Raw genomic sequence first — 2,440 nt, 5'->3', positions numbered from 1 at the left:
GGCGCAGTCTGCGACATGTTCACCCCAGACGAGTGCTACAACTTCTTCCAGGCCGCAGGATATGAAACCAATTGAGCCAGACGCGCTCTAGCACCGCCAGACGTCAAACTGGGCGTTCAGATCATCAATGTTGCGGAACGTGCGTGCCAGAAAGAAGTCCTGCCGGATGTATCGGAACGGGCGTTCAACCTTGCCTTTCGTCTGAGCCCGATACGGTTTGCAAGCCTTGGGAGCAGAGCTGTAGTCGTTAAACAGCGCGACGAGCAAAGTGTTGTAGGTGACAACGCCCGCGTCATCCTCCCCGATCACCGCTGTTTTAATGAGATCATAGAGGATCTCTTCCGGCACCCCGTTCATCGCATCAAAAGCGGCAATGTGACAGCGTATCAGCGTTTGCAGGTTCTGGCTAAACATAAACCGACCCCACACGGCGTTTTGGGTTTTATTGTGCAACTGCATACCCAACTCCTTGTAAACACAATACGCCTTCTTCGCGTTGATCTCCCAACCCTACCGGAGCAGAAGCACTCCGCTGTTCCAACGCGACCTGGTCGCGTCGATCTTATTCAGCCGCCTGTTCTCGTCTTCCAACTCACGCAGCTTCTTCATGTCCGTCGGCAACATCCCGACATACTTCTTCTTCCAATTGAAGTATGTGGCCTGGCTGATCCCGGCCTTCCAAAAGATCTCAGCAAAAGGTGTTGCTTCTTCGCCTTGCTTGATGATGAACGCCTTTTGCGCGTCCGTAAATTTGGATGCTTTCATCGCCATCCGCTCCTCTCACAGCCTAGGGAAATCTGGCGGAAAGCTCTATCCATAAACGAGGACCTTTTCTGGGATCACAGCAAAGTTTGTTAGTTGATGTGGATTAGGGCTTTCGCGTTTTATACAAAGGTCTGGGGCCGGATCGGACCAGATCACTCGGGCCAGGATTGAGCTTGGAGCGTATCAATTCTTCACGCTAAATTCACGTTGTGATCAGGCAAATTTCTGAACCGCCAATTAAAGTTGATGCGATGGTTGATTTGTAGTGTGGGTGTTGCCCTGCCTTAGAGCCAAAAAAGCTTTTAGCTGACTACTATAGAGCGAGACGTTCTACCCCCTCTCGTCTCGTTTTCTACGTGGAGTGGGTGGGGTTATTTCCTCAATTTAGCCTATTCTACGTTTGGGGTGTCGTTTCTTTACCCAAGTTGGAACGGCACCCCCCCTTTTCTTTTCACACTCTGTTTCCTTTGGTAAACCTTGTTGTCTAGGGTCAGGATGCATTGATTTCCACCGCGCCGCGTGATTCACGGCTCCGAAAACGGGGCGATGACATGAGCGACCTTTATTGGCTAACCGAAGAGCAGATGGCCAAGCATACCCCATTTTTCCCGAAGTCGCACGGCAAGCCTCGGGTTGATGATAAGCGGGTGTTGAGTGGATCGATGTTGCCCCAGCACGCGGCAGGCGCGTCGCTCAGATACTCTGAGCTGGCTACGAACATGATCGATGCAGGCACGACGACGAGCGGGGCTCAAAAGTTTCCCCTTGCGGCTTCCGTCAGGATTAATTTGTCCAAAGTCAGATCTGAAACCGCACGTCTCAACCGCTCGTTCGCTTTCTGAAGCCGTTTCAGTTTCTTCAATTGATCAACACCCATTCCACCGTACTTCTTTCTCCAGGGGTAATAGGTTTGTTCAACAACGCCGATCTGTCTGATTGCATCAAGACGGGACATGCCTTGCCCCATCAGAACTTCAACCTGCCATAACTTCGAGACAGTCTTTTCGGACTTTGGTCTCTTGTTCGCCATTCGTGGTCCTCCGTTTCATAAACATAACGGTGGACCAGTTCAGTGGGGGAGGCTCAGATCTGGTGAAGCTCTAAAAGTGGACCAGTTCAACAGGTTCATGTCAGTCAGTGTCGTGGAATCCGTTGATAAGGATTTTTGTTTGAGCTACCCCTCGAAATTCGGACGCTGAGTTGGCGAGCTGGTTTGGCGTTCACCCGACGATGATCCACGGTTGGAAGCGGGCATTTTTCGAAGGTGCGTCCAGCGTATTTGAGCGCAGCGGTAAGATAGCCCCTGAGATTCATGAGGAGCAGGTCAAAGAACTGCCGCGAAGATCGGGGAATTGGCCGGAGCCAACGGTGTTTTGTAAAAAAAAAAGCTCAAGACGTGGATCGGCAAGTGAGGCGCAAGATGGTTGAGCTGGCCAATCCGGACCTGTCCATCTGCAAACAATGCAAGCCGCTGTCGATCTCACGGTCGTCATTATATTACACGCCTAATGGCGAGACGGTGCGGGCTAATGTGCCGGATCGAGGAGCAGTTTCTGGAAGCGCCGTTCTTTGGCGTGCGGCAGATGACCTAGAGCGCGTCTGGCTCAATTGGTTTCATATCCTGCGGCCTGGAAGAAGTTGTAGCACTCGTCTGGGGTGAACATGTCGCAGACTG

General features: G+C 51.8%; 4 pseudogenes. 1 reads left to right on the top strand and 3 read right to left on the bottom strand.

Annotated elements, in window-relative coordinates:
- Positions 1 to 96: 96 nt before the first annotated feature.
- Both ACR0CW_RS23050 and ACR0CW_RS23045 read right to left on the bottom strand, forming a co-directional pair.
- Positions 97 to 429 (bottom strand): annotated as a pseudogene (locus tag ACR0CW_RS23050) (IS21 family transposase); the annotation flags it as partial.
- 123 nt (positions 430 to 552) lie between these two features.
- A pseudogene (locus tag ACR0CW_RS23045) lies at positions 553 to 765 on the bottom strand (transposase); the annotation flags it as partial.
- A gap of 551 nt (positions 766 to 1,316) precedes the next feature.
- On the opposite strand from ACR0CW_RS23045, the pseudogene ACR0CW_RS23040 reads away from it, so the two are divergent.
- Positions 1,317 to 1,424: pseudogene (locus ACR0CW_RS23040) on the top strand (IS5/IS1182 family transposase); the annotation flags it as partial.
- Here the strand turns inward: ACR0CW_RS23040 and ACR0CW_RS23035 are convergent.
- A pseudogene (locus ACR0CW_RS23035) lies at positions 1,416 to 1,795 on the bottom strand (transposase); the annotation flags it as partial. The pseudogenes ACR0CW_RS23040 and ACR0CW_RS23035 overlap by 9 nt on opposite strands.
- Positions 1,796 to 2,440: the final 645 nt, after the last annotated feature.

The organism is Ruegeria sp. CH6 (genome assembly GCF_056537005.1).
This window is presented reverse-complemented; position numbering and strand designations above follow the sequence as displayed.